Raw genomic sequence first — 25,118 nt, forward strand, 5'->3', positions numbered from 1 at the left:
ACAAAAACAAGGACCCCGCCATGTTCGAAATCAGTGCTCATCCGGTCAAGGACGCCGTGCGCCAGCGCGCGCACCTGAACAACGACGACTACCAGCGCCTCTATCGGCAGTCCATCGAGCAACCGGAAGCCTTCTGGAGCGAACAGGCGCGGCAGTTCCTGCACTGGTTCAAGCCCTGGGACCAACTGCACAACAGCGACCTCGTCAAAGGCGAGGCGCAGTGGTTCAAGGGCGGCCAGCTCAACGTCGCCTACAACTGCATCGACCGCCACCTAGGCGAGCGCGGCGAACAGCTCGCCATCATCTGGGAAGGCGACAGCCCCAGCGAGTCGGCGCACATCACCTACAACAAGCTGCACAGCCATGTCAGCCGCCTGGCCAATGTGCTCAAGCAGCGCGGGGTGAAGAAGGGCGACCGGGTGTGCATCTATATGCCGATGATCCCCGAGGCGGCCTACGCCATGCTCGCCTGCACGCGCATTGGCGCGGTGCACTCGGTGGTGTTCGGCGGCTTCTCCCCGGACGCCCTGCGCGACCGCATCCTCGATGCCGACTGCCGCACCGTGATCACCGCCGACGAGGGCGTGCGTGGCGGTAAGTACGTCCCGCTCAAGGCCAACGTCGACAAGGCCCTGCAGAGCTGCCCGGCGGTCAGCACGGTAGTGGTGGTCGAGCGTACCCAGGGCGAAATTGCCTGGGTCGACGGCCGCGACCTCTGGTACCACGAAGCCCTGCGCGAGGTGTCCAGCGACTGCCCCGCCGAGCCGATGGACGCCGAAGACCCGCTGTTCATCCTCTACACCTCCGGCTCCACCGGTAAGCCCAAAGGCGTGCTGCACAGCACCGGCGGCTACCTGCTGGGCGCGGCGATGACCCACAAGTACGTGTTCGACTACCACGAGGGCGACATCTACTGGTGCACCGCCGACGTCGGCTGGGTCACCGGACACAGCTACATTGTCTACGGCCCGCTGGCCAATGGCGCGATCACCCTGATGTTCGAAGGCGTGCCCAACTACCCCGACGCCTCGCGCTTCTGGCAGGTGATCGACAAGCACCAGGTCAACATCTTCTACACCGCGCCCACCGCCATCCGCGCCCTGATGCGTGAGGGCGAAGCGCCGGTGAAGAAGACCGATCGCTCGAGCCTGCGCCTGCTTGGCTCGGTCGGCGAGCCGATCAACCCGGAAGCCTGGGAGTGGTACTACAACGTGGTCGGCGAACGGCGCTGCCCGATCGTCGATACCTGGTGGCAGACCGAGACCGGCAGCATCCTGATCACCCCGCTGCCCGGCGCCACCGACCTCAAGCCCGGTTCGGCGACCCGGCCGTTCTTCGGCGTGCAGCCGGTACTACTGGACGAACAGGGCAAGGAAATCGACGGCCCCGGTGCCGGCGTGCTGGCCATCAAATCGAGCTGGCCGAGCCAGATCCGCAGCGTCTACGGCGACCACCAGCGGATGATCGACACCTACTTCAAGCCCTACCCCGGCTACTACTTCACCGGCGACGGCGCGCGCCGCGACGAAGATGGCTACTACTGGATCACCGGCCGCGTGGACGACGTGATCAACGTCTCCGGCCACCGCATCGGCACCGCCGAGGTGGAAAGCGCCCTGGTCCTGCACGACGCCATCGCCGAGGCCGCCGTGGTCGGCTACCCGCATGATCTCAAGGGCCAGGGCATCTACGCCTTCGTCACACCAATGACAGGCGTCGAACCATCCGACGAACTGAAGAAGGAACTGCTCGGCCTGGTCAGCAAGGAGATCGGCAGCTTCGCCAAGCCGGAGCTGATCCAGTGGGCGTCGGGCCTGCCGAAGACCCGCTCGGGCAAGATCATGCGGCGCATCCTGCGCAAGATCGCCTGCAACGAGCTGGAGAACATGGGCGACACCTCGACCCTGGCCGACCCCAGCGTGGTCGACAGCCTGATCGGCCAGCGCCTGAACCAATAGACACTCTGCTCATCCACCACCGGCCCGCACGGTGGATCGATAAAACGCGATCCACCCTACGCACTGAACCCGTAATCCCGTCGTCGGCCAGGCACGCGCCGACGCGGCATACCATCTGTGTAGGAGCCAGCTTGCTGGCGATCTCCCGACCGCTCGCTGATCGCCAGCAAGCTGGCTCCTACAGGCGGGCGCCCTTTATCGAGTCTTCACCATGGAATTCCTCCGCCGCCGTATCGAAGCCCAGGTGCTTAGCCTCAGCGGCATCGTCCTCGGCCAGATCGACTTCAGCCAGCCGCCAGGCGACCCCGGCCTGTTCGGCCCGGATTCGGTGTGCTGGCGCGTGCACGGCGACTTCACCAGCATGATGGTCGGTGGCATCAGCGCCCTGCTCCTGCAGGCCCTGCACCCACTGGCTCTGGCCGGCGTGTGGGACCACTCGAATTTTCGCGAAGACCTGATCGGCCGTCTGCGCCGCACCGGCCAGTTTATCTCCGGTACCACCTTCGGCTCGCGCCGCGACGCCGATTGGCTGATCGACAAGGTGCGCACCATCCACCTGCAGGTGGTCGGCACCGCACCGGACGGCCGTCCCTACGCCGCCAGTGATCCAGCACTGCTGACCTGGGTCCATGTGGCCGAGGTGTCGAGCTTTCTCGCCGCCCACCTGCGTTACCGCAACCCGCAACTGAGCGGCGCCGACCAGGACCGCTACTACGCCGAAGTCGCGCTGATCGCCGAACGCCTGGGCGCCAGCAACGTGCCGCACTCGCGCGCCGAGGTGGCAGCCTACCTGGCCGATATTCGCCCACAATTGCTGTGCGACGAACGCTCGCGGGAAATCCTCCGCATCCTGCTCAACGCCCCTGCGCCCAGCGCCCTCGCCGTGCCGGTGGGCAAGCTGCTGATGCAGGCCGGTATCGACCTGCTACCCGGCTGGGCCCAGAGCCTGCTTGAGCAGCGCATCGGCTCCGCGCGTAGCCGGGCTATCCAGGCCGGGGTGAACAGCCTGGCGCCGATCCTGCGCTGGGCCGTACGCGGCGGCGCCATTCACCATGCCCGCCGGCGCCTGGGCCTGCCGCCGCGCGGCTGACTGCCCGGTTCGGGTGGTGGTCGCCACCCATCGCGCTATGCCACCATAACGCCCCTGATTTTGTCCCCCGTTCAGCAAGGAAATCGCCATGCAAGACGTCGTCATCGTTGCCGCCACCCGTACCGCCATTGGCAGTTTCCAGGGTGCACTGGCCAATATCCCGGCTGTCGACCTGGGCGCCGCGGTCATCCAGCGCCTGCTTGAGCAGACCGGCCTGAACGGCAGCGAAGTCGACGAGGTGATCCTCGGCCATGTGCTCACCGCCGGCGCCGGGCAGAACACCGCGCGCCAGGCCGCGATCAAGGCCGGCCTGCCCAATGCCGTACCGGCGCTGACCCTGAACAAGGTCTGCGGCTCCGGCCTCAAGGCCCTGCACCTGGGCGCCCAGGCCATTCGCTGCGGCGATGCCGACGTGATCATCGCGGGCGGCATGGAGAACATGAGCCTGGCGCCCTACGTCATGCCAGGCGCGCGCACCGGTCTGCGCATGGGCCACGCCAAGCTGATCGACACCATGATCCAGGACGGCCTGTGGGACGCCTTCAACGACTACCACATGGGCATCACCGCCGAGAACCTGGTGGACAAGTACGCCGTCAGCCGTGAAGAGCAGGACGCCTTCGCGGCCGCCTCGCAGCAGAAAGCCGTGGCAGCCATCGAAGCCGGTCGTTTCAACGATGAAATCACCCCGATCCTGATTCCGTCGCGCAAAGGCGACCCGGTCAGCTTCGCCACCGACGAACAGCCCCGCGCCGGCACCACCGCCGAATCCCTGGGCAAGCTCAAGCCGGCCTTCAAGAAAGACGGCAGCGTCACCGCCGGCAACGCCTCCAGCCTCAACGACGGCGCCGCCGCCGTGCTGCTGATGAGCGCCGCGAAAGCCCAGGCCCTCGGCCTGCCGGTGCTGGCGAAGATCGCCGCCTACGCCAACGCCGGCGTCGACCCGGCGATCATGGGCATCGGCCCGGTATCGGCGACCAAGCGCTGCCTGGAGAAGGCCGACTGGCAACTGGCCGACCTCGACCTGATCGAAGCCAACGAAGCCTTCGCCGCCCAGGCCCTGTCGGTCGGCAAGGAACTCGGCTGGGACGCGGCCAAGGTCAACGTCAACGGCGGCGCCATCGCCCTCGGTCACCCGATCGGCGCCTCCGGCTGCCGCGTGCTGGTGACCCTGCTGCACGAGATGATCAAGCGCGACGCCAAGAAAGGCCTGGCCACCCTGTGCATCGGTGGCGGCCAAGGCGTGGCCCTGGCTCTCGAACGCGCCTGACCCGCCGCTCCTACGGGAAACACGCCGGCCAAGAGCCGGCGTTTTTCTTGGTAAACTGCGCGCCCTTTTACCGAGACGCCGCGCATGTCCTCTCTCGATCAGGCGCTGCGCGCCGCCCTCGACACCCGCCAGCCCCTCCTGGCCGAATTGCACAGCCAGGGCACCGACTGTTACCGGCTGTTCCATGGCAGCCAGGAAGGCGCCTCCGGCCTCACGGTCGACCGCTACGGCCCGCAGTTGATGGTGCAGAGCTTCCACCAGCCGATCGAACTGGATGCCCTGCAAAGCATCCAGCAGAGCGTCCACCTCAGCCTCGGCGAGGAACTGCGCCTGGTCTACAACGACCGCTCCGGCGGCAACTCGCGCATCGACCGACGCGACCCGGTGTACCAGGCCACGCCTGAAGCGCTGGAAGACCTGATCGGCCACGAATGGGGCCTCGACTACCGCGTACGCGGCCGCCATCCAGGCCAGGACCCGCTGCTGTTTCTCGACCTGCGCAACGCCCGCGGCTGGGTCAAGGCCAACAGTGCCGGCAAGTCGGTGCTCAACCTGTTCGCCTACACCTGCGGCGTTGGCCTATGCGCGGCAGCCGGCGGCGCCAGCGAGGTGGTCAACCTGGACTTCGCCGAAGGCAACCTGGCGGTAGGCCGTGAGAACGGCGTACTCAACTCGCAGCTGCCGACCATGCAGTTCGTCCAGTCCGACTACTTCCCGGCCATTCGCCAGTTGGCCGGCCTGCCCATCGCCACGCGCCGCGGGCACAAACTGCCGAGCTACCCACGCCTGGAGCAGCGCCAGTTCGACTTGGTATTCCTCGACCCGCCAGCCTGGGCCAAAAGCGCCTTTGGCACCGTCGACCTGCTGCGCGACTACCAAAGCCTGCTCAAGCCGGCGATCCTCGCCACCGCTGCCGATGGCACCCTGGTCTGCTGCAACAACCTCGCCCGCGTGGCCATGGACGACTGGCGCGAACAGGTGCTGCGCTGCGCCGAGAAGCTCGGCCGCCCGGTGCGCGATTGCCAGGTACTCAGCCCCGCCAGCGACTTCCCTTCGCAAGACGGCCAGCCGCCGCTGAAGATTCTGATCCTGCAGTTCTGAGCCCATCTGGCATCACTGCGATGGCCCCGATTCAGAATTGCCATGCCATACTTCCGGGCATCTCAGCCTGGAAGTTGAAGTCGCGCCATGCCCAAAGGATTGAAACGCGCCACGAGCGCACTGCTGATCGCCATCGCCCTCTACGGCCTCCTCGGCTTCCTGATTCTTCCGGGCATCGCCCTGCGTATCGCCAACCAGCAGTTGGCCCAGCTGGCCACCGTGCCGGCGCATCTGCAGCGCATCGAGCTCAACCCCTTCAGCCTGGAGCTGCACCTGTGGGGCCTGCATATCGGTGAGCCCGAGAAGGCGCAGGTCGCCTTCCAGCGCCTGTACGCCAACCTGCAGTGGGACAGCCTGTGGAGCGGCGCCCTGCACCTGGGTGATGTCGAGCTGGAAAAAGCCCACGCCGAGGCGCTGTTCGCCAAAGACGGCACGCTCAACCTGACCCAGTTGTTCAAGCTGCCGCCGAGCGCGCCAGCGCCTGCCGACCAGCCTCCCAGCGAGCCCTTCCCGCTGCGTATCGAACGCATCGAGCTGATCGAGAACGGCCTGCACTTCCAGGACCTGCGCCCCAGCGAGCCCGTGGAGTTCGTCTACGACTCACTCAACCTGGAACTGAAAAACCTCAGCACCCTGCCCGACGACAATGCCGACATGAACCTGGTCGCCATCGGCCCCCATGGCGGGCGTGTCGACTGGAGTGGCCAGGTCAGCCTGACGCCGATCGCCTCCAGCGGCCAACTCAAGATCACCGACGGCAAGCTCAAGGGCATCTGGCCCTATGTGCGCGATGCCGTGCCGCTGGTACTGGAAGACGGCGTGGTCAGCCTCAGTGCCGACTACGTGCTGAACCTGACCAAAGGCACCGAGCTGCAACTGAACAACGCCAGCGTCAGCATCAGCGCATTCGCCATCAAGAGCCCGACGGACAAACCGCTGGCTCGCCTGGAGCGCCTGGACATCAGCGAAACCAGCCTGGACCTGGCCAAGCAGCAGGTCATCGTCGGCAAGATTCGCAGCCAGAAACTGGAAACCTGGGCTGCCCGTGAGGCCGACGGCCAGCTCGACTGGCAGAAGCTGCTGGCCAGCCAGCCGGCCAAACCAGCGCCTGCACCGGCCGCAGCTCCGGCTCCGGCTCCGGCTCCGGCTCCGGCTCCGGCTCCAAACGAGGGTGGAGCCGGTTCGGAACCCGCACCAGCCCCCAGCGCCGCCCAGCAAACTGCCGCGACGCCACCCACAGCCGCAGCCGCAGCCGCAGCCGCAACCAGCGCTGCGACAGCCACTCCAGCAGCGCCACCAGCGGCGGATGAGCCGAGCAAACCCTGGCAGGTGATCCTGCGTGACGTGCAACTGCGCGACTACCAGGTTCACCTGGCCGATCGCGCGGCCGGTAGCCAGGAGGTGAAGCTCGACCTGGCTCCGCTCAACCTCGACCTCAAGGACTTCGACAGCCTGGGCACCTCGCCTTTCGGCCTCGCGCTCGACACCGGGGTGAACAAGAGCGGCCAGATCAAGGCTACCGGCCAGGTCCAGCTGCAACCGACCACCGCCAAGCTGCAACTGGTCACCCGCGACATCGACCTGCGCCTGGCCCAGGCCTATATCAGCCCGTTCGTGCGCCTGGAGCTGCGCAGCGGCCAGCTCGGCAGCGACCTCGCCGTCGACCTGAAAAGCGTCGAGCCCCTGGCCTTCAGCATCGGCGGTCGCGCCGAGGTCAACCAGCTGCATACCCTGGACACCCTCAAGGAGCGTGACTTCCTCAAGTGGCAGCAACTGGTGGTGGAAGGTCTCGACTATCGCCACGGCCAGGGCCTGGTGATCGGCCAGGTCAACCTGCAGCAACCCTATGCACGCTTCATCATCAACGAAGACCTGACCACCAACGTCAACGACCTGATGATCCCGCAGCCGGCAAGCGCCACGGCCAATGCCAAGGCAGCACCCGCCGACAAACCCCTGCCGATTCGGATCGGCGGGGTCAGCATCAAGGATGGCTCGGCCAACTTCGCCGACTTCAGCCTGACGCCCAACTTCGCCACGGCCATCCAGCAGCTCAACGGCAAGATCGGCACGCTGGACAACCAGAGCCCGAAAGCCGCCAGCGTCGACATCAAGGGCAAGGTCGACAAGTACGCGCCGGTCAGCATCAAGGGCAGCCTGACCCCGTTCGACCCGATGAACAGCCTGGATATCGCCACCAGCTTCAAGAACGTCGAGCTGACCACCCTCACGCCCTACTCCGGCAAGTTCGCCGGCTATCGCATCCGCAAAGGCCGGCTCAACCTCGACCTGCATTACCAGATCGAAAAGGGCCAGCTCAACGCCGACAACAAACTGCTGCTGGAAGACCTGCAGCTCGGCGAGCGCGTCGACAGCAAGGACGCGGTTGACCTGCCGATCCGCCTGGCCGTGGCGCTGCTCAAAGACACCGACGGCAATATCGAGATCGCACTGCCGGTGCAGGGCAACCTCAATAGCCCGGAATTCAGCGTCATGCCGATCGTCTGGCAGACCCTGCGTAACCTGGTGCTGCGCGCGGCCCAGGCGCCGTTCAAGTTCATCGCCGGACTGGTCGGCGGCAGCGACAGCGACCTCAGCCAGGTGCAGTTCGCCGCGGGCAGCAGCGAACTGGACGAGCCGGCGCAGAAAGCCCTCGACACCCTCTCCTCCGCCCTCAAGGAGCGTCCGGTCCTGCGCCTGGAAGTCGAAGGCATGAGCGCCCAGAGCAGCGACGGCCCGCTGCTCGCCGCCCAGCGCCTGGAGCGCGAGTACCAGACCACCTGGTACAAGATGCTGCAGCGCCGCGGCGACAAGGTGCCGGCCGAACCCAGCGACCTGGTGGTCGACGAAGACGACAAGGCCGTACTCCTCGAAGGTATCTACCGCTCGCGCCTGAAGCAGCAGCCACCGGCCGAATGGGCCGAGCTGGCGGATGAGGAGCGTGGCGCCAAGCTCAAGGACGCGGTGCTGCAATCCTGGGGACAGAGCGATCTGCTGCTGCGCCAGTTGGGCCAGGCCCGCGCCGCCAGCATCAAGGATTACCTGGTCGAACGCGGCGGCCTGGAAGACCAGCGTATCTACCTGCTCGATGTCAGCATCGCCGAGGCGCAGGCCGATGGCAGCGTGGCCACCGCCCTGCACCTGGGCAGCCAGTGATGCAGCGCCTCGCCCTGTGCGCGGCGCTGCTGGCCAGCGGCCTGGCCGAAGCCTCGACGTTGCGCTGCGGCAGCAACCTGATCAACGAAGGCGACCGCGCCTTCGAGGTCGAGAAAAAATGTGGGCCGCCGACCCACCGTGACCAGGTTGGCTACACGCTGAGCGGTTACGACCGCCGCGAGTACAGCATCGAAGAGTGGGTCTACGGGCCGAAAAACGGCATGCTCAACATCCTCACCTTCGAAGGCAATCGCCTCAAGCGCATCGAGACCCGCCGCGCCAACTGACAGTTGCCAGGCGCCGGTGTAGGCTGGCGCCATCACCCCGCAGTACGACCGACCGCGCCATGGCCAGACACCTCCTTCCCCTGCTCTGCCTGTTCCTGGCAACCGCTGCCGAGGCCGCCTCGACGCTGCGCTGCGGCAGCGCGCTGATCAGCCTCGACGACCTCTCCAGCGAGATCCAGGCCAAGTGCGGCAACCCGGTCAGCCGCGACAACCTGGGCTACCGCGAAGTCGTTGGCTACTACGGCTATACCAGCGAAGTGCTGGTCGAGGAATGGATCTACGGCCCGCGTAACGGCATGTATTACTACCTGCGCCTGGAAGGCAATCGACTGGTCAAGATCGAGAGCAAGCGCAGCAACTGACACCCCCGGGCGGAGGCCCGGACAACCCAGCCCGAACAAGGACGCTCACCATGCACAAGCTCATCCTCGCCACCCTCCTCAGCCTCGCCACCTGCACGGCCCAGGCCTCACTGCGTTGCGAACATGGCATTGCCAGTGAAGGGGACCGCACCGCCGAAGTCCGCATCAAGTGCGGCGAGCCCGTCAGCCAGGGCCTGACCGGCTACACCTACGACGAGAATGGCAACCGCGAGTTCGCCCAGGAAGAGTGGGTGTACGGCCCCAAGGGCGGCATGCTGTATTTCCTCCAGTTCGAAGGCGAGCGCCTCAAGCGCATCGAGAGCCGACGCAGTAACTAACCCTCACCGGCGACACGGAAGTACGCGATGCTCATCATCCCCGCCGAACACCCGCTGGACTGGAAACGCCCGCCGGTCATCACCCTGCTGCTGATCCTGCTCAACACCCTGATCTATTTCGGCTACCAGGGCGGCGACAGCGAACGCCGGGAAACGGCAATACACACCTACCTCGACGGTGGTCTGCTCAATCGCGAGCGGGCGCTGTTCGTCGACGCGTTCAGCACGCGCGAAAAACTCGATGTGGTCGAACGTGAACAGCTCGACGGCCTGCGCCGCCAGCACCTGGCAACACTGATTCTGTTCGACCTGGAGTTCGAGCATCAGCTGCACCAACGCGCCGACTACCAGGCTGACGCCGCCTGGCAGACAGCCCGCGGCAAAGCCGAGGCTGCGCGCGACCTGATCAGCAGCATGCGTTTCGGCTTTATCCCGGCCAAGTTCAGCGTCCAGGGGCTGTTCGGCGCGATGTTCCTGCACGGCAGCTTCGACCACCTGCTGGGCAACATGCTGTTCCTGTTCATCTTCGGCTTTGCCCTGGAAATCGCCCTCGGCCGCGCCGTCTACCTGGGCATGTACCTGCTCAGCGGCGTCGCCTCGCACTTGCTGTGGTGGGCGCTGGATCCGGCCTGGGTCACCGGCGTTGGCGCATCCGGGGCCATCTCCGGCCTGATGGGCATGTACATCGGCGTGTACGGCCTGCGCAGGATCAACTTCTTCTACTGGCTCGGCCCTTTGATCGGCTACTTCAAGGCACCGGCGTTGTGGATTCTGCCGGTGTGGATGGGCAAGGAGCTGTACGGCCTGTTGCAGGCCGAAGGCAACACCAACTACTACGCCCACCTGGGCGGCCTAGGCGCCGGCTTTCTCGCCGTCTGGCTGCCGCGCCTGATTGGCCGCCTCAAGGTGGATGAAGCCTACCTGCACAAGGAAGACCCGGACGCACCGTTCAAACGCGAACTGGCGGCACTGGACCAACTGATCGGGCGCTTCGCCCTGGACCAGGTCGCCGCACGTGGGCTCGACCTGCTGCAACGCTATCCGGCCCGCCCGACCTTGCTGGATCGCCTCTATCCGGCCGCCAAGGCGCGCCAGGACAAGGCCCTGCTCGGCGCGCTGCTCAAGCAACTGTTCGCCCTGCCCGATACGCCGGCGATCAAACCCTTGCTGATACGGCTGGCCGAAGACAGCAATGATGCGCAGCAACCGCTGCTGCAGCACACGGCCGTGCGCCTGCACCTGCTGCAAAAGCTGCTCAAGGCCAGCGAAGGGCCACGCGCGCTGGCCATCTGGCGCAGACTCAGCCAACTGCCGCAGCCAGCCAGCCAGCTCCCCGCGCTGACCCTGCAATTGGCCAAGCAACTCGGCCAGCGCCAGGACCTGGGTGCAGTCAGCGAACTGACGCAGTACCTGCGCAAGGTGTTCCCGGAGGCCGAACAGACCCAGCAGCTGATTTTTTACCGCCAGCACCTCGGTCGCTGATCCGCCCTGAAACAACATCGGCCCTGAAACAACAAAGCCCCGCTGGGTTTAACCCGCGGGGCTTTGTTGTTCTGGCATCCCTGCCAGGGCGCGTGTATGCGCCAGATGACTTACAGCTTGCTGCTGAAATCGCGCACTTCATCCTGGGCTTTTTCCTTGGTCCAGCCGTAGCGCTCTTGCAGCTTGCCGGCCAGGTATTCGCTGTGGCCTTCGACAACATCGATGTCGTCATTGGTCAGGTTGCCCCAGCGCTCCTGGATGCGGCCACTGAGCTGCTTCCATTTACCTTTGATCACGTCAGCGTTCATTAGAACGTCTCCTGCGCAAGGCCTCGCCAGCCGAAGGCTGGCGGGGCGTGACTGAACTTACTCGGTGGATTTCAGGCCATCGGCGGAAACGGCATGTACGCCTTTGATGGTCTTGGCTTTTTCCACGGCCAGGTCGCGCTCGGCATCAGTGGGTACGACACCCGACAGGGAAACCACGCCCTGGTTGGTCTCGACCTTGATATCCAGGCCGCTGATATTGGCGTCGGCGAGGAAGGTGGATTTCACCTTGCTGGTGATCCAGGTATCGGTGACCGCATCTTCCGCTTTCTCGGTCGTTTCGCTGGCGGCCAGCTGGATCGATTGCACGGCACCTTGTACGCCGAGTTCATCGGCAAAGGCGGCGTTGCCCAGCGGCAGGCCGAGGGCGGCGGCAGTAACAGCGGCAAAGGTCCACTTGTTGAAAGACTGTTTCATGGCGGTCTACTCCTGCTTCTTAGGGAAAATCTGCAGCACGGTCCTGGCTGCAGTCTCAGCAGTACTATCGCAAGCCCTGTGCCAGTCTTTTTTGAATGAATAAATCCTTTACTATCAATAACTTATAAAAAACAAAAAGCAGCCATTGCGTGCAGAATGCCGATTGAGCGCTAAGCAGGCCATGCAACTTGCACGAAAAACTCAGGCGCGAGCAGCCAGCCTCGCGATGATGGCCTCAAGGTTGCCGACTTCACCCAGCAACGGTGACTGGGGATAGCGCGCACGAATGTAGCCGAGCAGTTTCTGCGCTGGCTCGAGCTGCCCCAGCCCCTCGGCAAAGCCGCGCGCGGCCAGCAGGTAGGCCCGTGGGATGTGGGGATAGTCGGGGAAGCGACCGTGCAGGTTGCGCAACAGGCTGAGGCCTTCGCGCGTCTTGTGCCGCTCGATCAGCGCTTGCGCCACCCGCTCGCAGACCTGGGCATCCTCGGGCAGATAATCCGCCTGCAACTGCCGTGCATTGAGCAGCGCCGTGGCGGCCTGCGCCGGGTTCAGGCGCGCCGCCAGGGGCAGATAGTGAGCCAGGTGACGCAGGCAGCGCTCACGGGCATTCAGGCCGAAGAGCAGTTGGTGAAAGCGTTCATTGAGCTTGAGGTCATTCGGCGCACGCTCCAGCGCCTGGGTCAGTACCTCCAGCGCGGGCCCCGTCTGCCCCTCCTTGACCCGCACCTCGGCTTCGGCCAGCGCGCGGCGGCGCAGGTAGTCGTCCAGTGGGTAGCTGGGCAAGCCGCCCTCTTCCGCCACCGCATAGCCCAGAGCGCCCTGATACTGGAACACCGCGTAACCCATCATGGCGCACATCACCACGCTGAAATAGCCGAACAGCAGCGCCGCAATCGGCATCAGCACCACTCGCGGCAGGCCGCTGGAGAGCATGTAGACCACCGCATCCGGCGACTGCCAGAGGATGAACAGGAAGGCCCAGAGGATCAGGTAACGCCAGCCCATGGCCTTGATCACCGTGCCCACGTCTTCCGGGTTCAGCGCTGCGCCCAGGGTCTTGTCCAGCGCCAGGCGGATGATGCAGGCCGGGATGACCAGCTGCACACTCAGGGTCACCGCCCAGAACAGCGCCTCGCTGTCGAAATCCTGTACCAGCCAGATCAGGCCGAAGGCGATGAAGAAGATCACCAGCAGGCGCCAGAACAGGCTGTAACCCTCACTGTCGAGCGCGCTACCCAGGGTTGGTGCGTCGCGCCCGCCCAGGCTGGCCGACTCGATCACGCTCTGCAGGTATTTGGTCGCCACGCTGAACAAGGCCAGCCAGAGCAGCTTCCAGCTCGGCATGAACAGGCTGGCCAGGCTCAACAGCGCGGCAAATGCCAGCGGCGCCGGTTGCAGGGCGTAGCGGAAGAACTGCGGGATGCGATCCCAGAAGGGTTGCGCGCTGTTGGCCGCGCCGAGAAAGGCCAGCTTGCCGCGGCATAGCGGGCAGGTCGGCGTTGCATCGGGCTCCTCGGCGCTGAGGGGAATACAGCAGTTGCCGAAGTCGCGCTCGCAGGGCCTGCAATGCCAGGTGGCCGGTTGCGCCGGGTGGTAGCGGCAGTAGGTCTTGTCCATCGCCAAACGTCCTTGTGAGTACTACACAGAACGCCATTGTCCGGGCAAATCGCAGGCAAAAAAAGAGGGCCCGCAAGGGGCCCTCTTTTTTACTGCGAGGCTAGGGTTTAGACACCCGAAGCCTTGGCTGCAGCAACGTCCTTGATGGACAGCTTGATACGGCCACGGTTGTCGACGTCCAGTACCAGCACTTCAACTTCCTCGCCTTCTTTCAGCACGTCGGTGACTTTCTCTACGCGTGCATCGCTGAGCATGGAGATGTGCACCAGGCCGTCTTTGCCCGGCAGGATGTTGACGAACGCGCCGAAGTCGACGATGCGCTCAACCTTGCCGACGTAGATCTTGCCGATCTCGGCTTCCGCGGTGATACCCAGTACGCGCTGACGCGCGGCCTCGGCAGCTTCCTTGGTTTCGCCGAAGATCTTGATCGAGCCGTCGTCTTCGATGTCGATCGAGGCCTTGGTCTCTTCGCAGATACCACGGATGGTCGCGCCACCCTTGCCGATGACGTCGCGGATTTTGTCCTGGTCGATCTTCATCGCGATCATGGTCGGGGCGTTAGCCGACAGCTCGGTACGCGACTGGGCAATGACCTGGTTCATCTGGCCGAGGATGTTCAGGCGCGCTTCCAGGGCCTGGCCCAGGGCGATTTCCATGATCTCTTCGGTGATGCCCTGGATCTTGATGTCCATCTGCAGCGCGGTGACGCCATTGGCGGTACCGGCAACTTTGAAGTCCATGTCGCCCAGGTGATCTTCGTCACCGAGGATGTCGGTCAGAACAGCGAACTTCTCGCCTTCCTTGACCAGACCCATGGCGATACCGGCAACCGGCGCCTTCATCGGCACACCTGCGTCCATCAGGGCCAGGGAAGCGCCGCAAACGGAAGCCATCGAGGAAGAGCCGTTGGACTCGGTGATTTCCGAGACTACGCGGATGGTGTACGGGAACACGTCGGCAGCAGGCAGCATGGCCTGGACCGAACGGCGGGCCAGACGGCCGTGACCGATTTCGCGACGGCCAGTGGCGCCCATGCGGCCACATTCACCGACCGAGTACGGCGGGAAGTTGTAGTGCAGCATGAAGGGGTCTTTACGCTCGCCTTCGAGGGTGTCGAGCAGCTGTGCGTCGCGGGCGGTACCGAGGGTGGCAACGACCAGAGCCTGGGTTTCGCCACGGGTGAACAGGGCCGAACCGTGGGTTTTGTCCAGTACACCGACTTCGATGTTCAGGCCGCGTACGGTACGGGTGTCACGGCCATCGATACGCGGTTTGCCGTTGACGATGTTCTCGCGCACGGTGCGGTATTCGATTTCGCCGAAAGCGTCTTTGACTTCACCGGCGGACGGCTGGCCTTCTTCACCGGAGAACTTGGCGACGACCTGGTCTTTCAGCTCGCCCAGACGACCATAACGCTCGTGCTTGACGGTGATGGTGTAGGCCTTGGAGATTTCGTCGCCGAACTCGCCACGAATGGCGTTCAGCAGAGCGGTGTTTTCCGGCTTGGCTTTCCAGTCCCAGGTTGGCTTGGCGGCTTCGGCAGCCAGCTCGGCAACAGCGTTGATCACAACCTGGAATTCGTCGTGGGCGAACAGTACGGCGCCCAGCATCTGGTCTTCGGTCAGCTCTTTGGCTTCGGATTCAACCATCAGCACGGCGTCTTTGGTACCGGCTACGACCATGTCCAGGCTGGAGGCCTTGAGTTGCTCGTAGGTCGGGTTCAGCAGGTAGCCGGTTTCCGGGTGGAAGGCCACGCGTGCGGCACCGATCGGGCCGTTGAACGGGATGCCGGAGATCGCCAGGGCAGCCGAGGTACCGATCATCGCAGCGATGTCCGGATCGGTCTTCTTGCTGGTGGAGATCACGGTGCAGATGACCTGCACTTCGTTCTGGAAACCTTCCGGGAACAGCGGACGGATCGGACGATCGATCAGGCGCGAGGTCAGGGTTTCTTTTTCCGAAGGACGCGCTTCGCGCTTGAAGAAACCACCGGGGATCTTGCCCGCGGCGTAGGTTTTTTCTTGGTAGTGCACGGAGAGCGGGAAGAAGCCTTTGCTTGGGTCGGCAGTTTTGGCGCCGGTTACGGCGACCAGTACAGCAACGTCGTCGTCAACGGTGACCAGCACTGCGCCGGAGGCTTGACGGGCGATACGGCCAGTCTCGAGGGTAACGGTCGATTGACCGAACTGGAACTTCTTGATTACCGGGTTCACGGTGTTTTCCTTCTCTATTGTTGCCTTGGGGAAACTGGTGGAGCGGGGGCTAAGCCCCTGAAAACCTGTTCAGAACCGGGCTCGACAGAACCGGGTTGTGAACGGGTTTTAAGCATCTCGCAAGAACCAAAAACAGGTCCTGCAGAAAGCCAGAAGCTGGAAGCCCCAAGCCTCGGTCGGTTAACCCGACTGCGACTTATGACTTCCAGCTTCTCACTTCAGGGGTACGTCTTAACGACGCAGACCCAGGCGACCGATCAGGGCGCTGTAACGCGATACGTCTTTACCCTTCAGGTAATCCAGCAGCTTACGACGCTGGTTAACCATACGGATCAGACCACGACGGGAGTGGTGATCTTTACCGTTGACCTTGAAGTGGCCTTGCAGCTTGTTGATGTTGGCGGTCAGCAGGGCAACCTGCACTTCCGGGCTACCGGTATCGCCTTCAGCTTGCTTGTAGTCGGTTACGATTTGGGCTTTTTCTTCAACGCTCAGTGCCATGGTAATGGGCTCCTAGAGTGAACAGGCCAGGGACTATTCCCTGTATTAAAAAGTGAGGGGTGACCGTGCCTGTTGACAGCCATCCTCATACGCCAGCAAATAAATCCGCTGACGGTTTCGGTCATTCCGACCGAATCAGTCGACGCGGCGCAATGCGCCCGTCTTCGCTCACTTCACCGATACCGATGAAGCGACCATTGTGATCCTGTACCCGTACCATGCCGAACTTCGGCGCGTCCGGTGCACGTACCGGCTGACCATGCAGCCAGTAGTAGGAGCTGTGCTCGCTGAACTGCAGCAGGGGCCAGTGTTCCAGGCCGCTGTCCGACGGCAACAGGAAGCGATCCAGCGCCTCATTGCCACCTTCGGCATGCACCTGCTCCAGCTCTGCCAAGGTCACCGTCTGCGCCAGGCTGAACGGCCCGGCCTGGGTCCGCCGCAACTCGACGACATGTGCCCCGCAGCCCAGAAGCTGGCCGATATCCTCAACCAGGGTGCGGATATAGGTGCCTTTGCTGCAGCCCACGCTCAGGCGCAGGTGCGTCTGTTCGAGGGCCAGTAATTCCAGGCGCGCAATAGTAACAGAACGCGCCTCGCGCTCCACTACTTCGCCAGCGCGGGCCAGCTTGTACAGCGGCTGCCCATCACGCTTGAGGGCCGAGTACATCGGCGGTATCTGACTGATTTCCCCGCGAAAACGCGGCAGCAGTGCCTCTACGTCATCCCGACCGACGGTCACCTCGCAGCGCTCCAGGACATCGCCCTCAGCATCGCCAGTCGTGGTGGTCACGCCCAGCTGCGCCACCGTCTCGTAGCCCTTGTCGGCATCCAGCAGATACTGGGAGAACTTGGTCGCCTCGCCGAAGCACAGCGGCAGCACGCCAGTGGCCAGCGGGTCGAGGCTACCGGTATGCCCGGCCTTCTCGGCATTGAGCAACCAGCGGACTTTCTGCAGCGCGGCGTTGGAGCTGAAACCGAGCGGCTTGTCGAGCAGGATGATGCCGCTGACATTGCGGCGGATACGTTTGACCTGGGCCACGTCAATCGTCCTGGTGCTTGCTGTCTTCCGTAACGGCGCGCTCGATCAGAGCCGACAGGTGCACACCGCGGGAAATGCTTTCGTCATAGTTGAAATGCAGCTGGGGCACACTGCGCAGCTTCATCGCCTTGCCCAACAGCATGCGCAGGAAACCAGCGGCGTCATTCAGCACGCGCACGTTCTGACGGATCTTGTCCGGGTCGTTCTCACCCATGACGGTGATGAATATCTTGGCGTGACCGACGTCACGACTGACATCCACCGCAGTGACGGTGACGAAACCCAGGCGCGGGTCTTTGACTTCACGCGGGATCATCTGCGCCAGCTCACGCTGGATCTGGTCGCCGATACGCTGGGTACGGCTGTATATCTTTGCCATTTTCTTTACCTCTCCCGCAGGCTGCGCCTGCGGGTACAAAAGCGGCAAACGCCCGGCCGCGCTATGCGGGGCCGGGCGTTGCGTGTTGCAGCTCGCTGCTTACAGCGTACGAGCCACCTGGACCTTCTCGAACACTTCGATCTTGTCACCGACCTTGACGTCGTTGTAGCTCTTCACGCCGATACCGCACTCCATGCCGGAACGCACCTCGGACATGTCGTCCTTGAAGCGACGCAGGGATTCCAGTTCGCCTTCGAAGATCACCACGTCTTCACGCAGTACGCGGATCGGACGGTTACGGTGCACAACACCTTCAATGACCATACAGCCGGCAACCGCGCCGAACTTCGGCGAGCGGAACACGTCACGCACTTCGGCGATACCCAGGATGTTCTCGCGAACATCGCTGCCGAGCATGCCGGTAAGGGCTTTCTTGACGTCTTCGATGATGTCGTAGATCACGTTGTAGTAACGCATATCCAGACCTTCCTGCTCGACGATCTTGCGCGCACCGGCATCGGCACGCACGTTGAAGCCGAACAGAACAGCATTGGAGGCCAGCGCCAGGTTGGCATCGGACTCGGTGATACCACCGACGCCGCCACCGACCACACGCACTTGCACTTCTTCGTTACCCAGGCTGCTGAGCGAGCCTTGCAGCGCTTCCAGCGAACCACGGACGTCGGATTTGAGGACGATGTTGAGCGTCTTCTTCTCTTCCTGGCCCATGTTCTCGAAGATGTTTTCCAGCTTGCCGGCATGTGCACGGGCCAGTTTCACTTCGCGGAACTTGCCTTGGCGGAACAGCGCAACTTCACGGGCCTTCTTCTCGTCGGCGAGCACGCTCATCTCGTCACCCGCATCCGGGGTGCCGTCCAGGCCGAGGATCTCGACCGGGATCGATGGGCCTGCTTCTTTGATCGGCTTGCCATTCTCGTCGAGCATGGCGCGGATACGACCGAAGTTCGAACCGACCAGGATCATGTCGCCCTGACGCAGCGTACCGTCTTGTACCAGCACGGTGGCCACCGGACCGCGGCCCTTGTCCAGGCGCGACTCGACCACGACACCGCGACCTGGGGCCGACGGCGTGGCTTTCAGCTCGAGAATCTCGGCTTGCAGCAGAACGGCTTCCAACAGCTCGTCCACACCCGTACCGACTTTCGCCGATACCGACACGAACGGCGTATCACCGCCCCACTCTTCGGAGGTCACACCGTGTACCGACAGCTCGCTACGGATGCGATCGAGATCGGCGCCCGGCTTGTCGATCTTGTTCACGGCAACCACCAGCGGAACCCCAGCAGCCTTGGCATGCTGAACCGCTTCAACGGTTTGCGGCATCACGCCGTCGTCCGCTGCAACCACCAAAATCACGATATCGGTGGCCTTGGCACCACGGGCACGCATCGCGGTAAACGCGGCGTGGCCCGGGGTATCGAGGAAGGTGACCATGCCACGCTCGGTTTCCACGTGGTAGGCACCGATGTGCTGGGTGATACCACCGGCTTCGCCGGCAGCGACCTTGGCACGACGGATGTAGTCGAGCAGAGAGGTCTTACCGTGATCAACGTGACCCATTACGGTCACGACTGGGGCACGGGAGAACGACTCACCTTCGAACTTCAGCGACTCGGCGAGTTGGTCTTCCAGGGCATTCTCGCTGACCAGCTTGACCTTGTGGCCCAGCTCCTCGGCGATCAGCTGGGCAGTTTCCTGGTCCAGCACCTGGTTGATGGTCACCGGGGTGCCCATCTTGAACATGAACTTGACGACTTCAGCGCCTTTAACCGACATCTGCGCAGCCAGGTCGGCCACGGTGATGGTTTCACCAATCGATACGTCGCGCACTACAGGTCCTGTCGGGCTCTGGAACCCGTGCTGGTTACGCTTCTTCAGCTTGCCCTTGCCACGGCCACCACGACGGAAGCTGTCGGACTCTTCGTCGATGGTGCGCGGTGCAACACGCGGAGCAGGAGCCTTTTCCTTGACGGTCGGGCGATGCTGGGTGGTTTTGCGATCCCCACCACGACGATCGGCATCGTCGTTGCGCGCTTTTTCTGGGCGACGCGGTTCTTCTTTCTTGCGATCCACAGCAGCCGGGTCAATCGCGGCAACGCTGTCCAGCGGCGCCGCGACAGGCGCGACCGGAGCCGAAGCCACGGCATCAGCCGGAGCAGCAGCAACTTCCGGCTGCTTGCTGGCCTCTTGCGCGGCACGCTGACGCGCGGCCTCTTCGGCTTTCACGCGAGCGGCCTCGTCGGCTACGCGCTGCTCTTCAAGCTCGCGCTGCTTCTCGGCTTCGATCTCGTCAGGGCTGCGCTTGACGTAGGTTTTCTTCTTACGCACTTCCACGCTGATGGTCTTGCTACCAGCGACTTTCAGGGTGGTAGTGGTTTTGCGTTGCAAGGTGATCTTGCGCGGCTCTTCCAGTTTCTCGCCGTGGCTGCTCTTGAGGTGGGCAAGCAAGGCTTGCTTCTCATTGTCGGTCACAACTTGCTCGGCACTGGTGTGCGGCAGACCCGCCTCACGCATCTGCTGCAGCAGGCGCTCTACCGGTGTGTCGACCACTTGGGCCAGTTCTTTCACCGTGACTTGCGTCATGCACTTCTCTCCTCAGGCCGTAAAACTTACTCGAACCAATGGGCTCGGGCGGCCATGATCAGCTTGCCGGCACGCTCTTGGTCGATGCCGTCGATGTCGAGCAAGTCGTCGATCGACTGCTCGGCCAGGTCTTCGCGGGTGATTACGCCGCGGACCGCCAGTTCTTGCGCCAGGTTCTTGTCCATGCCTTCCAGGGACACCAGGTCCTCGGCAGGCTGGGCATCGGCCAGCTTTTCTTCGTTGGCGATGGCCTTGGTCAGCAGACGATCTTTGGCACGAGCACGCAGCTCGTTGACGATGTCTTCGTCAAAACCATCGATGCTGAGCATCTCTTCCATCGGTACGTAGGCGATCTCTTCCAGGCTGGTGAAGCCCTCTTCGACCAGCACCTGGGCCAGCTCTTCGTCGACTTCCAGCTCGTCGATGAAGTTCTGCAGGATGTCGCCGGTCTCGGCTTGCTGCTTGGCCTGGATGTCAGCTTCGGTCATCACGTTGAGCGTCCAACCGGTCAGCTGACTGGCCAGGCGCACGTTCTGGCCGCCACGACCAATGGCCTGAGCCAGGTTGTCTTCGCCAACAGCGATGTCCATGGCGTGGGCATCTTCGTCAACGATGATGGCCGCTACTTCAGCCGGTGCCATGGCGTTGATCACGAACTGCGCGACGTTGTCGTCCCACAGCACGATGTCGACACGCTCGCCACCCAGCTCGCCAGAAACAGCCTGAACGCGCGAGCCACGCATGCCGATGCAAGCACCTTGCGGGTCGATACGCTTGTCCTTGGAGCGGACCGCGATCTTGGCGCGTGAACCCGGGTCACGGGAGGCTGCCATTACTTCGATCAGCTCTTCAGCGATCTCCGGCACTTCGATGCGGAACAACTCGATCAGCATCTGCGGCGCGGTGCGCGACAGAATCAGCTGCGGACCGCGGTTCTCGGTGCGAATTTCCTTGAGCAGGGCACGCAGACGAGCGCCGACGCGGAAGGTTTCACGCGGGATGATGTCTTCGCGGGCCAGCAAGGCTTCGGCGTTGTTGCCCAGATCGACGATCACGCTGTCGCGGGTGACCTTCTTCACGGTGCCGGAGATGATCTCGCCAACACGCTCGCGGTAGGCATCGACCACCTGGGCGCGTTCGGCTTCGCGAACTTTCTGCACAATGACCTGCTTGGCAGTCTGTGCAGCAATGCGACCGAACTCGATGGACTCGACTTTCTCTTCAATAATGTCGCCGATCTTGGCGCCCGGCTGTTGTGCCTGGGCCTCTTCCAAGGTCAGTTGCGCCGCCGGAATTTCATGGTCGGCATCGTCGACCACGGTCCAGCAACGGAAGGTTTCGTAGTTACCGGTGTGGCGGTTGATTTCCACACGCAGTTCGACCTCATCGTCAAAACGCTTCTTGGTCGCAGTCGCCAGCGCCAGCTCCAGCGCCTCGAAAATTACACCGGCCGGCACACCCTTTTCGTTGGATACCGACTCTACAACCAGCAGTACTTCTTTACTCATCGTACGCCTCGTCTCTCGCAATCCATTGGATCCTGCGCAATCCGCACAGCTCTCGCGGGATCCGCGTCTCAATCAAACCGGGGAATAACGTTGGCCTTGTCGATCTGATCGATCGGCAACAGGAATTCGTGGTCATCCACCAGCACCACCACGTCCTGCTCCTCCACACCGCGGAGAAGGCCCTGAAAGTTGCGCCGTCCTTCGAAAGGCGAACGCAGCTTGATCTTCACTTGTTCGCCAACATGCTTGGCGAAGTGTTCGAGGGTGAACAGCGGCCGGTCCATGCCGGGAGAAGACACCTCAAGGGTGTATTCGCTGCTGATCGGATCCTCGACATCCAGCACACCGCTGATCTGACGACTGACTTTTTCACAGTCTTCCACCAGGATGCCGTTAGCGTGATCGATATAAATACGCAGCAGCGAATGCCGCCCCTGGGATATGAATTCCAGGCCCCAGCACTCGTAGCCGAGAGACTCGACCACCGGAGCCAGCAGGTCCTGCAACTGTTCTAGCTTGCTCGACACCCGAAGCCCTCCGCGCATGCCGTAGAAATAAAAAATGGGCGAAACGCCCATCCATCGTGCCACCTAGCCACAAGGCCGGCGGCGGACTGTCCAGCTAACAAAAAGCCCCTGAAAAGGGGCTTATCTACTACTGGTTGCGGGGGCTGGATTTGAACCAACGACCTTCGGGTTATGAGCCCGACGAGCTACCAGACTGCTCCACCCCGCGTCAAAGCTGGGCGAAGAGTATACGGTCGTTACCCCGAAGGGTCAACCGAACCCCCACGAACAGCAAGGCCCGCACAGAGCGGGCCTTGCTGAATATGGTACCGAGGAGGGGACTCGAACCCCTACAGCCTATGGCCACTACCACCTCAAGGTAGCGTGTCTACCAATTCCACCACCTCGGCAAAAACGGGTATTACTTCTGCTCTGGAGCCTGAGGTACGCCGGACTGATCGCCCGCCGCTTTTGGCTCTTCGAGCACCGGAACATCGCTGACCGGTTTGTTTTGCTCTACTTCAAGCACCGCCGGATCCGGCAAACCTACTTGAGTCAGATTATCAGCTTTTTCTTTAGCAAAGAACGCTAAGCCCAAGCTGGTAATGAAAAAAGCCGCGGCAAGTATAGCAGTAAAGCGACTCAGAAAGGTAGCAGAACCTTGGCTACCGAATACGGTGCCCGAGGCGCCCGCACCGAAAGAAGCACCCGCATCAGCACCCTTGCCCTGCTGCAGCAATACCAGTGCAACCACACCAAGCGCACCCAGCAAATGGACAACAACTACGACTGTTTCCAACATTTCTCAGTTTCCTGCTGCGCGACAGATCGCGCCAAACTCATCCGCATTCAGAGAGGCTCCACCAATGAGCCCCCCATCGATGTCCGGCATCCCGAACAATTCGGCAGCATTCGCAGCTTTCACGCTGCCGCCGTACAAAATCCTTACACCGCGCGCTACATCAGCACTCTCTGCAGCCAACTGCGCACGAATAGCAGCGTGCACTTCTTGCGCCTCCTGCGGCGACGCAGTCAATCCAGTACCTATCGCCCAGACCGGTTCATATGCCACAACCGCTTGCGCAAAAGCACCCACACCCAACTCTTCGATCACACTACCCAGCTGCCCAGCAACAACCTCAAGGGTCTTGCCCGCCTGGCGCTGCTCCAGCGTCTCACCAATGCAGAGTACCGGAATCAGCCCGCAGGACTGCGCAGCAGCGAACTTGCGACTAAGCAACTCGTCACGCTCACCCAGAATCAAGCGACGCTCAGAATGCCCAACCAACACCAGCGCACAACCGGCATCAGCCAACTGACTGGGAGCAACCTCCCCCGTCAAAGCACCCTGCATCGGCTCAACCGCGCAATTCTGAGCACCGACAGCAATCGACTTGCCATCCAGCCCCTGAATCACCTGATTGATGTATAGGCATGGCGGCATGACCGCCACCTCGACACTGCTCGGCAATGCCAGATGACGTAGGCCTCTAATCAGCTCTGCGACGCTGGCGCGGGTACCGTGCATTTTCCAGTTACCAGCTACCAAGGGGCGACGCATGCCAGACCTCGTCGATCAAAGTGGGCGCAGATGTTACCCAAGACATTATTCACTGGCAAGCCGAATCAGGCGCAAACTTCAGTGACCACTTTAGCCAACTCCTCGGCATAACCGCGGACCTGCGCCTCGTCATCCCCCTCAACCATCACGCGCACCAACGGCTCGGTGCCGGACTTGCGCAATAGCACGCGACCACGGCCCGCCATACGCTCGGTTACGCGAGCACAGGCATCTATAACCGCCGGATGTTCGACAGGATCGACACCACCCGCAAAGCGCACATTGATCAGAACCTGCGGGCACTTGCGCAACGCCTGCCGAGCCTGCGCCAGGGTCTGCTCACCACGCTTGAGCGCCATCAATACCTGCAGCGCAGCAATGATTGCATCCCCCGTGGTGGTGTGCTGACAACAAACCAGATGACCGGAGTTCTCGCCACCCAACTGCCAGTCACGCTCACTCAGCTCAGCCATGACGTACCGATCACCAACCTTGGCGCGCACAAATGGGATCCCCAACTCGGCCAACCCCAACTCCAAGCCTAGGTTGCTCATCAGGGTTCCGACCACACCGCCGTGCAACTTGCCGCGCGATTGCAGATCACGGGCAATGATGTAGAGCAGCTCATCACCATCAACTACCGCACCGGTATGGTCGATCATCAGCACACGATCGCCATCACCATCGAAGGCAACACCAAGATCGGCCTGCTGGGCCAGCACTTCCGCCTGCAGCGACTCGACATGAGTCGAGCCACAGTTGTCATTGATGTTCAGCCCATTGGGCTGTGCCGACAGAACTGAAACCTGAGCACCCAACTCACGAAATACACTCGGCGCCACTTTATAAGCCGCGCCATGAGCACAATCGATCACCAGTTTCAGCCCGGCAAAGCTGGTGCTGCTCGGCACACTGCTTTTACAGAATTCAATGTAGCGGCCGGCCGCATCATTGATCCGCGAGACCTTGCCCAGCTGCGAGGAATCGACCACCGTCATCGGCTGATCGAGCAACTCCTCGATCATCAGCTCCACTTCGTCCGGCAATTTGGTGCCTTTACCAGAAAAGAACTTGAAGCCGTTGTCGTAATGCGGATTGTGCGAGGCGCTAATGACAATACCTGCCTCCGCCTGAAAGGTTCGGGTCAGGTAGGCAATCGCCGGCGTAGGCATCGGCCCGAGCAGCATCACATCGGCACCCGCCGCAACCAGCCCAGCCTCCAGGGCCGACTCGAACATATAGCCGGAAATCCGCGTGTCCTTGCCGATCAAAATGCGGCACTTTCCCTGCTTGCGAAAGGCCATGCCCGCCGCCCAGCCCAACTTGAGAATAAAGTCAGGAGTGATCGGGAACTGACCAACAAGGCCGCGAATACCATCAGTGCCGAAATATTTTCTGCTCAT

22 protein-coding genes and 2 tRNA genes are annotated in these 25,118 nt (G+C 62.7%); 9 read left to right on the forward strand and 15 right to left on the reverse strand.

What is annotated here, in order from left to right; genetic code table 11:
• The first annotated feature begins 20 nt into the window (after nt 1-20).
• From acs to H3H51_RS00440, 9 genes are all read left to right on the forward strand, one after another.
• Nucleotides 21-1,958 (forward strand): acetate--CoA ligase, encoded by a 1,938-nt coding sequence (gene acs / locus H3H51_RS00400; RefSeq protein ID WP_183087043.1) that lies wholly within the window; start codon nt 21-23, stop codon nt 1,956-1,958.
• A gap of 211 nt (nt 1,959-2,169) precedes the next feature.
• Nucleotides 2,170-3,048 carry an oxygenase MpaB family protein gene (locus H3H51_RS00405; protein ID WP_183087044.1) on the forward strand — a complete coding sequence of 293 codons (879 nt, stop codon included), beginning with the start codon at nt 2,170-2,172 and terminating at the stop codon, nt 3,046-3,048.
• Nucleotides 3,049-3,136: 88 nt separating this feature from the next.
• Nucleotides 3,137-4,318 carry an acetyl-CoA C-acetyltransferase gene (locus tag H3H51_RS00410; RefSeq protein ID WP_183087045.1) on the forward strand — a complete coding sequence of 394 codons (1,182 nt, stop codon included), beginning with the start codon at nt 3,137-3,139 and terminating at the stop codon, nt 4,316-4,318.
• Between the two features lie 84 nt (nt 4,319-4,402).
• Nucleotides 4,403-5,419, forward strand: coding sequence for a class I SAM-dependent rRNA methyltransferase (locus H3H51_RS00415; RefSeq protein ID WP_183087046.1), 1,017 nt, complete (start codon nt 4,403-4,405; stop codon nt 5,417-5,419).
• An 87-nt stretch (nt 5,420-5,506) separates the two neighbouring features.
• The gene (locus H3H51_RS00420) at nt 5,507-8,575 is read left to right on the forward strand and encodes a DUF748 domain-containing protein (protein WP_183087047.1); all 3,069 of its coding nucleotides are present in this window, start codon (nt 5,507-5,509) and stop codon (nt 8,573-8,575) included.
• Nucleotides 8,575-8,862 carry a DUF2845 domain-containing protein gene (locus tag H3H51_RS00425; RefSeq protein ID WP_183087048.1) on the forward strand — a complete coding sequence of 96 codons (288 nt, stop codon included), beginning with the start codon at nt 8,575-8,577 and terminating at the stop codon, nt 8,860-8,862. Before H3H51_RS00420 ends, H3H51_RS00425 begins: the two co-directional genes overlap by 1 nt.
• 59 nt (nt 8,863-8,921) lie before the next feature.
• Nucleotides 8,922-9,224, forward strand: a complete 303-nt coding sequence (locus H3H51_RS00430) for a DUF2845 domain-containing protein (RefSeq protein ID WP_183087049.1) — start codon at nt 8,922-8,924, stop codon at nt 9,222-9,224.
• Nucleotides 9,225-9,274: 50 nt separating this feature from the next.
• Entirely contained in the window at nt 9,275-9,562 is a 288-nt protein-coding gene (locus H3H51_RS00435; protein WP_183087050.1) for a DUF2845 domain-containing protein, read from the forward strand.
• 27 nt (nt 9,563-9,589) lie between these two features.
• Nucleotides 9,590-11,044 carry a rhomboid family intramembrane serine protease gene (locus H3H51_RS00440; protein WP_183087051.1) on the forward strand — a complete coding sequence of 485 codons (1,455 nt, stop codon included), beginning with the start codon at nt 9,590-9,592 and terminating at the stop codon, nt 11,042-11,044.
• Nucleotides 11,045-11,154: 110 nt separating this feature from the next.
• Here the strand turns inward: H3H51_RS00440 and H3H51_RS00445 are convergent, their stop codons facing one another.
• The 15 genes from H3H51_RS00445 to glmM all read right to left on the reverse strand — a co-directional run bounded on the left by H3H51_RS00445 (nt 11,155) and on the right by glmM (nt 25,118).
• The gene (locus H3H51_RS00445) at nt 11,155-11,352 is read right to left on the reverse strand and encodes a CsbD family protein (protein WP_183087052.1); all 198 of its coding nucleotides are present in this window, start codon (nt 11,350-11,352) and stop codon (nt 11,155-11,157) included.
• Nucleotides 11,353-11,409: 57 nt separating this feature from the next.
• Nucleotides 11,410-11,787, reverse strand: a complete 378-nt coding sequence (locus H3H51_RS00450; RefSeq protein WP_183087053.1) for a BON domain-containing protein — start codon at nt 11,785-11,787, stop codon at nt 11,410-11,412.
• A gap of 201 nt (nt 11,788-11,988) precedes the next feature.
• On the reverse strand, nt 11,989-13,404 hold the full coding sequence (locus tag H3H51_RS00455; RefSeq protein WP_183087054.1) for a hypothetical protein: 1,416 nt from the start codon (nt 13,402-13,404) through the stop codon (nt 11,989-11,991).
• A 107-nt stretch (nt 13,405-13,511) separates the two neighbouring features.
• Nucleotides 13,512-15,617, reverse strand: a complete 2,106-nt coding sequence (gene pnp, locus H3H51_RS00460; protein WP_183087055.1) for a polyribonucleotide nucleotidyltransferase — start codon at nt 15,615-15,617, stop codon at nt 13,512-13,514.
• 231 nt (nt 15,618-15,848) lie between these two features.
• Nucleotides 15,849-16,118, reverse strand: coding sequence for a 30S ribosomal protein S15 (gene rpsO, locus H3H51_RS00465; RefSeq protein WP_183087056.1), 270 nt, complete (start codon nt 16,116-16,118; stop codon nt 15,849-15,851).
• Nucleotides 16,119-16,239: 121 nt separating this feature from the next.
• Entirely contained in the window at nt 16,240-17,157 is a 918-nt protein-coding gene (gene truB / locus H3H51_RS00470; protein WP_183087057.1) for a tRNA pseudouridine(55) synthase TruB, read from the reverse strand.
• Between the two features lies 1 nt (nt 17,158).
• Nucleotides 17,159-17,536: a 30S ribosome-binding factor RbfA gene (gene rbfA, locus H3H51_RS00475; protein WP_183087058.1), complete on the reverse strand. Its 378-nt coding sequence runs from the start codon at nt 17,534-17,536 to the stop codon at nt 17,159-17,161.
• Nucleotides 17,537-17,635: 99 nt separating this feature from the next.
• On the reverse strand, nt 17,636-20,140 hold the full coding sequence (gene infB, locus H3H51_RS00480; RefSeq protein ID WP_183087059.1) for a translation initiation factor IF-2: 2,505 nt from the start codon (nt 20,138-20,140) through the stop codon (nt 17,636-17,638).
• Between the two features lie 26 nt (nt 20,141-20,166).
• On the reverse strand, nt 20,167-21,648 hold the full coding sequence (nusA, locus tag H3H51_RS00485; protein WP_183087060.1) for a transcription termination factor NusA: 1,482 nt from the start codon (nt 21,646-21,648) through the stop codon (nt 20,167-20,169).
• Nucleotides 21,649-21,716: 68 nt separating this feature from the next.
• On the reverse strand, nt 21,717-22,175 hold the full coding sequence (rimP, locus tag H3H51_RS00490) for a ribosome maturation factor RimP (protein WP_183087061.1): 459 nt from the start codon (nt 22,173-22,175) through the stop codon (nt 21,717-21,719).
• Nucleotides 22,176-22,306: 131 nt separating this feature from the next.
• A tRNA-Met gene (locus tag H3H51_RS00495) sits at nt 22,307-22,383 on the reverse strand.
• Nucleotides 22,384-22,478: 95 nt separating this feature from the next.
• A tRNA-Leu gene (locus H3H51_RS00500) sits at nt 22,479-22,564 on the reverse strand.
• 11 nt (nt 22,565-22,575) lie between these two features.
• A complete protein-coding gene (secG, locus tag H3H51_RS00505) occupies nt 22,576-22,956 on the reverse strand; it encodes a preprotein translocase subunit SecG (RefSeq protein ID WP_183087062.1) in 381 nt (126 codons plus the stop codon).
• Nucleotides 22,957-22,959: 3 nt separating this feature from the next.
• The gene (tpiA, locus tag H3H51_RS00510; RefSeq protein WP_183087063.1) at nt 22,960-23,715 is read right to left on the reverse strand and encodes a triose-phosphate isomerase; all 756 of its coding nucleotides are present in this window, start codon (nt 23,713-23,715) and stop codon (nt 22,960-22,962) included.
• Between the two features lie 65 nt (nt 23,716-23,780).
• Nucleotides 23,781-25,118, reverse strand: coding sequence for a phosphoglucosamine mutase (gene glmM, locus H3H51_RS00515; RefSeq protein ID WP_183087064.1), 1,338 nt, complete (start codon nt 25,116-25,118; stop codon nt 23,781-23,783).

This window comes from Aquipseudomonas ullengensis (assembly GCF_014174475.1).
GTDB lineage: Bacteria > Pseudomonadota > Gammaproteobacteria > Pseudomonadales > Pseudomonadaceae > Aquipseudomonas > Aquipseudomonas ullengensis.

Excerpts from the sequence above, each read along its gene's own strand:
- rbfA (WP_183087058.1), bottom strand. The coding sequence starts at position 17,536 with ATGGCAAAGATATACAGCCGTACCCAGCGTATCGGCGACCAGATCCAG.
- H3H51_RS00430 (WP_183087049.1), top strand. The coding sequence starts at position 8,922 with ATGGCCAGACACCTCCTTCCCCTGCTCTGCCTGTTCCTGGCAACCGCT.
- H3H51_RS00440 (WP_183087051.1), top strand. The coding sequence starts at position 9,590 with ATGCTCATCATCCCCGCCGAACACCCGCTGGACTGGAAACGCCCGCCG.
- H3H51_RS00415 (WP_183087046.1), top strand. The coding sequence starts at position 4,403 with ATGTCCTCTCTCGATCAGGCGCTGCGCGCCGCCCTCGACACCCGCCAG.
- secG (WP_183087062.1), bottom strand. The coding sequence starts at position 22,956 with ATGTTGGAAACAGTCGTAGTTGTTGTCCATTTGCTGGGTGCGCTTGGT.
- H3H51_RS00450 (WP_183087053.1), bottom strand. The coding sequence starts at position 11,787 with ATGAAACAGTCTTTCAACAAGTGGACCTTTGCCGCTGTTACTGCCGCC.
- H3H51_RS00445 (WP_183087052.1), bottom strand. The coding sequence starts at position 11,352 with ATGAACGCTGACGTGATCAAAGGTAAATGGAAGCAGCTCAGTGGCCGC.
- rpsO (WP_183087056.1), bottom strand. The coding sequence starts at position 16,118 with ATGGCACTGAGCGTTGAAGAAAAAGCCCAAATCGTAACCGACTACAAG.
- H3H51_RS00425 (WP_183087048.1), top strand. The coding sequence starts at position 8,575 with ATGCAGCGCCTCGCCCTGTGCGCGGCGCTGCTGGCCAGCGGCCTGGCC.
- H3H51_RS00455 (WP_183087054.1), bottom strand. The coding sequence starts at position 13,404 with ATGGACAAGACCTACTGCCGCTACCACCCGGCGCAACCGGCCACCTGG.
- tpiA (WP_183087063.1), bottom strand. The coding sequence starts at position 23,715 with ATGCGTCGCCCCTTGGTAGCTGGTAACTGGAAAATGCACGGTACCCGC.
- H3H51_RS00405 (WP_183087044.1), top strand. The coding sequence starts at position 2,170 with ATGGAATTCCTCCGCCGCCGTATCGAAGCCCAGGTGCTTAGCCTCAGC.
- acs (WP_183087043.1), top strand. The coding sequence starts at position 21 with ATGTTCGAAATCAGTGCTCATCCGGTCAAGGACGCCGTGCGCCAGCGC.
- H3H51_RS00420 (WP_183087047.1), top strand. The coding sequence starts at position 5,507 with ATGCCCAAAGGATTGAAACGCGCCACGAGCGCACTGCTGATCGCCATC.
- infB (WP_183087059.1), bottom strand. The coding sequence starts at position 20,140 with ATGACGCAAGTCACGGTGAAAGAACTGGCCCAAGTGGTCGACACACCG.
- H3H51_RS00410 (WP_183087045.1), top strand. The coding sequence starts at position 3,137 with ATGCAAGACGTCGTCATCGTTGCCGCCACCCGTACCGCCATTGGCAGT.
- nusA (WP_183087060.1), bottom strand. The coding sequence starts at position 21,648 with ATGAGTAAAGAAGTACTGCTGGTTGTAGAGTCGGTATCCAACGAAAAG.
- glmM (WP_183087064.1), bottom strand. The coding sequence starts at position 25,118 with ATGAGCAGAAAATATTTCGGCACTGATGGTATTCGCGGCCTTGTTGGT.
- H3H51_RS00435 (WP_183087050.1), top strand. The coding sequence starts at position 9,275 with ATGCACAAGCTCATCCTCGCCACCCTCCTCAGCCTCGCCACCTGCACG.